Source organism: Sandarakinorhabdus sp., from assembly GCF_041689835.1.
GTDB lineage: Bacteria > Pseudomonadota > Alphaproteobacteria > Sphingomonadales > Sphingomonadaceae > Sandarakinorhabdus.
The window spans coordinates 1-4,923 of sequence record NZ_JBDNFM010000238.1; the positions used below are offsets into that span (position 1 = coordinate 1).

The following is a 4,923-nucleotide window of genomic DNA, read 5'->3' on the forward strand; positions in this document are numbered from 1 at the left end:
CGCCGTGATGGTCGCCGCCGTTGCGGACTGGCGGGCGCAGGCTAACCCCCAGAAACTGAAGAAGGATGGCAGCGCCCCGCCGCCGCTACTGCTGACCGAAAACCCCGACATTCTGGCCGGCATCGGCCACCACGCCCAGCGCCCGGCGCTGGTGGTGGGCTTTGCGGCGGAAACGCAGGATTTGATCGCTCATGCAAGCGCCAAGCGGGTGAAGAAGGGTGCGGACTGGATAGTGGCGAACGACGTGCGTGAAGGCGTGTTCGGCAGTGATTCAAACCATGTTCATCTGGTTACCGCCACAGGCAGCGAGGATTGGGGCCATCAGGCCAAAACCGCAGTGGCCACAACGCTGGCGGCTCGCATCGAAGCGCATTTTTCGGAACGATCATGATTGCCATTCCGCTGACCATCCTGCCACACGGCAAAGGCCTGCCCCTGCCCTCCTACGCCACTGCGGGCGCTGCCGGCATGGACGCAGTGGCCGCTGTCATGAATACCATGACGCTGGCACCCGGCGAGCGATTTCCGGTGCCGCTGGGTTTCTGCATGGCGATCCCTGAAGGTTATGAAGTGCAGGTGCGCCCCCGTTCGGGCCTGGCGCTGAAGCACGGCATCAGCGTGCCCAACAGCCCCGGCACCATCGACAGCGACTATCGCGGGGAAGTTCACGCGCTGCTGATCAATCTGGGCACCGAGCCGTTTGTCATCGAACGCGGCATGCGCATCTGCCAGTTGGTGCCCGCCGCCGTGATCCGCGCCAGCCTCACCGTGGTTGACGCGCTCGATGCCACCGAGCGCGGCGCCAGCGGCTTTGGCTCCACCGGAACAAGCAGTTGAGATTTCTGGCGTGAACTTTTCCGACGACGAGCTGGAGCGGTACGCGCGCCATCTGGTGCTGCCGGAATTCGGCGGGCGCGGCCAGGCGGCGCTGGCCCGGGCGCGCGTAGCAGTGGTGGGTGCCGGCGGGCTGGGCAGCCCGTGCCTGCTGTATCTGGCGGCGGCCGGGGTGGGCCGGCTGACGATCATCGACGATGACGCGGTGGCGCTGTCCAACCTGCAGCGCCAGGTACTGTTTGCCACCGCCGACGCCGGGGAAATGAAGGCCGAGCGTGCCGCGACGCGCCTCCACGCGCTCAATCCGCATGTCGAAACCGTCGCGGTGGCGCTGCGGCTGGAAGCAGACAATGTCGATGCGCTGCTGGCCGGCCACGATCTGATCATCGACGGCTGCGACAGTTTCGCGACGCGGCTGCTGGTCGCCGATGCTGCTTTGGCAGCCCGGGTGCCGATGGTATCGGGCGCAGTCGGGCCATTCGATGGGCAAGTGGCAGTGTTCAAAGGATATGAAGGGGGCCACGATCCGGCGCTGCCTTGCTATCGCTGCTTCGTCGGCAACCCGCAGGATCAACCCGACCGCACTTGCGCGGCGGTGGGCGTTCTGGGCGCGCTGACCGGCGTGATCGGCAGCCTGATGGCGATGGAGGCGATCCGCGAATTGTCGGGCTTTGCCCCGTCCAGCGCCGGGCAGTTGACCCTGTTTGATGCCCTCTCCGGCCGCTTCCGCAGCATCGCCTTGCCCAAAGACCCTGCCTGCCCATCCTGCGCCGCCCAATAGCTGCCGTATTTGTTGGATAACACACCCCAGTGCCACCAAAAACCTCGCGCCCCATTCGCCCCCGGTCGGGAAAATCCAGCTGGTTCGGGTCGATCCTGAAATTTGTGCTGGTGGCCGGGCTCGCCGGCGTCATTGCCTTGAGTGTCGCGGTGGCGCTGGCTTACCGTGATCTGCCTGATTTCGACGCGATGAAGCGCAGCCCCAACGGCCAGCCAGTGGAGATCCGCGGCGACGATGGCACCGTGCTGGCCAGTTTCGGCCCTGGCTACGGCGAATGGCTGAGCTATGCCGAAATTCCGGCCCCCATGAAAAATGCCATGATCGCCGTGGAAGACCGGCGTTTCTGGTATCACCCGGGCATCGATCCAATCGGCATCGCGCGCTCGTTCGCGGTCAACACGCTGCGCGGGAACAAAGCGCAGGGTGCCTCCACCATCACCCAGCAGCTGGCGCGCAACCTGTTCCTTACGGCATCAAAGGATTACACCCGCAAATTGCGCGAGGTGGTGCTGGCGCTGGCCATTGAACGCAAATACGCCAAGGATGTCATTCTCGAGCTGTATCTTAATCGCGTGTATTTCGGCGGCGGCGCCTATGGCATCGATGCTGCAAGCCGCAAATTTTATGGCCACAGCGCCCGCCGGCTCAGCCTGGAAGAAGCCGCCATCATCGCCGGGCTGGTAAAGGCACCATCGCGCTTTGCGCCGTCGGCCGATGCCGAAGCCGCGCGCAAACGCGCCGCCACGGTGATTGCAGTGATGGTGGAGCAAGGCGGCATTTCGGCCGAGGAAGCCACCGCCGCCGATCCGCGGCTGGTGCAGTTCGCACCGCAGGCCCGTACCGCCGGGGTGCGTTATTTCACCGATTGGGTGCTGACCGAGCTCGAAAATTTCACCGACGAAGCTGGCGAGCCGCTGCTGGTGGAAACCACGCTCAACGCCCAGATGCAGCGTATGGCCGAAGCCGCGATCCGTGCCGAAGCGCCAGGTGGCGCTCAAGGCGCGCTGGTGGCGCTGGCCCGCGATGGCGGCGTGAAGGCGATGGTGGGCGGCACCGATTACGTGCGTTCCAACTACAACCGCGCGATTGTTGCGCGGCGCCAGCCCGGATCGGCGTTCAAGTTCTTCGTTTACGCTGCCGCGCTCGAATCGGGTGTCACGCTCGAGGATATCTACGAAGACAAGCCAATCAGCATCGGCGGCTGGAGCCCGAAAAACAACAATGGCCAGTTTGCCGGGCCGGTAAGCGTGCGCCAAGCCTTTGCCCAATCTGTCAACACGGTAGCGGTGCAACTGGCCGAGCAGGTGGGTTTCGACACGGTGGCCGAAATGGCCCGCCGCTTTGGGATCACAACGCCGGTCAGCCGCCAGCCGGCGATGGCGCTGGGCGCAAGCGACGTCACCCTGTTTGAAATGACCAACGCCTTTGCCACGGTTGCCAGCGGCGGGCTTGAGCACACGACCTTTGCCATCACCCGCATCACCACCGGAACCGGCCGCGTGCTGTATAACCGCAGCGAAGGTGAAACCCGCCAGGTCGTCGCACCGGTGGTCGCTGCACAAATGACCCAGCTGATGCAGGCCGCCGTGGAACAAGGCACCGCCCGCGCCGCCCAGATCGGCCGCCCGCTGGCCGGCAAGACCGGCACCACCAGCAGCAACAAGGATGGCTGGTTCATCGGATTTTCCAGCGGCATCACCACCGGCGTCTGGATGGGCCGCGATGATGCCAAGGCGGTGCGCGGCCTCGCCGGCGGCCGCGCTCCGGCGCGGGCATTCGCGCAGTTCATGGCGCGCGCCGTTGGCGGCACCCCGCCCGAAGCACTGGTAACCGACATCACCGAAGAAGGCTTTGGCCCCGAACCGGATGCCCAAAGCTATGGCATCACCGTGGACGAGGCGCCGCCGATGGAAGGCGAGGAACCGCTTCCCGACGAAGCGCCGCGGCTGGACGATGATTGGCTGGACAAGGCGCTGAACGAGCCGCCCCAGTCACAGCCGCAGTCACAGTCACAGTCACAGCCACAGCGCTAGCGCAGCACGCAAAACGCCGGGGCGTGGTCGCTGGCTTTTTCCATGCCGCGCACGTCCTTCATTACCCCGGCATCCTGCAACCGGTCGGCCGCCGCCGGTGAGAGCAGCAGGTGATCGATGCGAAAGCCGTGGTCGCGCGGCCAGGCACCGGCCTGATAATCCCAGAAGCTCCAGATACCGCCGATCGGATGCAACTGGCGCACGGCATCGGTCCACCCCTGCCACAATAGCTGGCGCCAGGCGGCGCGCGAACCGGGCTGCATCAGCGCATCACCCGCCAGCGCGCCGGGGTCCCAGATGTCGTCATCGTTCGGCACCACGTTGTAATCGCCGGCCAGCACCACCGGCAGCCCGGTTTGCAGCAGGCCCAGCGCGTGGACACGCAGGCGTTCCATCCACGCCAGCTTGTAATCAAACTTTGGCCCGGGCTGCGGATTGCCGTTGGGCAGGTAAATGCTGGCCACCCGCACGCCCATCACATCGGCTTCCAGATAGCGCGATTGTTCATCCGTTTCGTCACCGGGCAAGCCGCGCTGCACTTCGGTGGCCGGCTCGCGGGACAGGATGGCGACGCCGTTGAAGCCCTTTTGGCCTTGAACGAGGCAATGATACCCCGCCTCGCGCAGCACCTCGACGGGGAAATTTTCTGTCATCATCTTGATTTCCTGCAAGCAGGCAATGTCGGGCTTGGCGGCCTCCAGCCATTCCACCAGGCGCGGCAGGCGGGCATTGGTGCCATTGATATTGAAGGTGGCGATGAGGAGGGGCTTTGGCAGCATGGCGCAGGCTTACGCCCTCACGTCGCCAGCTTCAACAGTGCCGCCACCGTATCGGCTTCGGCTGCCGGCTTGTCGGTGCGAATGCGCGAAATGCGCGGGAATCGCATGGCCAGGCCTGATTTGTGGCGGGTGGAGGCGTGGATGCTGTCGAACGCCACTTCCAGCACCAGCGCCCGTTCCACTTCGCGCACCGGGCCAAACCGGTTCAACGTGTGGCTGCGCACCCATTTATCCAGCATGGCCAGTTCGGCATCGGTAAAGCCCGAATACGCCTTGCCGACAGGGAGCAACTGGCCGTCGTCCGTCCAGCAGCAAAAGGTGAAATCGCTGTACAGGCTCGATCGTTTGCCGTGGCCGCGCTGGGCATACATCATCACGCAATCGGCGGTGAGCGCGCTGCGTTTCCACTTGAACCACTGGCCTTGGCGGCGCCCCGCAACATAGGGCGCATCGCGGCGTTTGAGCATCAGCCCTTCGATGGCGGCATCGCGGGCGC

General features: G+C 65.0%; 5 protein-coding genes and 1 pseudogene. 4 read left to right on the plus strand and 2 right to left on the minus strand.

Features of this window, described 5'->3' with window-relative positions; all coding sequences use genetic code 11:
* The 4 genes from ACESL8_RS12440 to ACESL8_RS12455 form a co-directional block, all read left to right on the plus strand.
* Nucleotides 1-391: phosphopantothenoylcysteine decarboxylase (locus ACESL8_RS12440; protein WP_372919333.1), on the plus strand; the 391-nt coding region annotated here is incomplete at its 5' end.
* Nucleotides 388-837 carry a dUTP diphosphatase gene (gene dut, locus ACESL8_RS12445; protein WP_372919335.1) on the plus strand — a complete coding sequence of 150 codons (450 nt, stop codon included), beginning with the start codon at nt 388-390 and terminating at the stop codon, nt 835-837. The genes ACESL8_RS12440 and dut, both read left to right, overlap by 4 nt.
* A gap of 10 nt (nt 838-847) precedes the next feature.
* A complete protein-coding gene (locus ACESL8_RS12450; protein ID WP_372919337.1) occupies nt 848-1,615 on the plus strand; it encodes a ThiF family adenylyltransferase in 768 nt (255 codons plus the stop codon).
* A gap of 95 nt (nt 1,616-1,710) precedes the next feature.
* Nucleotides 1,711-3,648: a transglycosylase domain-containing protein gene (locus ACESL8_RS12455; RefSeq protein ID WP_372919341.1), complete on the plus strand. Its 1,938-nt coding sequence runs from the start codon at nt 1,711-1,713 to the stop codon at nt 3,646-3,648.
* Here the strand turns inward: ACESL8_RS12455 and xth are convergent.
* On the minus strand, nt 3,645-4,427 hold the full coding sequence (gene xth, locus ACESL8_RS12460) for an exodeoxyribonuclease III (RefSeq protein WP_372919339.1): 783 nt from the start codon (nt 4,425-4,427) through the stop codon (nt 3,645-3,647). The two genes, ACESL8_RS12455 and xth, sit on opposite strands and share 4 nt — an antisense overlap.
* A gap of 17 nt (nt 4,428-4,444) precedes the next feature.
* A pseudogene (locus ACESL8_RS12465) lies at nt 4,445-4,923 on the minus strand (ATP-dependent DNA ligase); the annotation flags it as partial.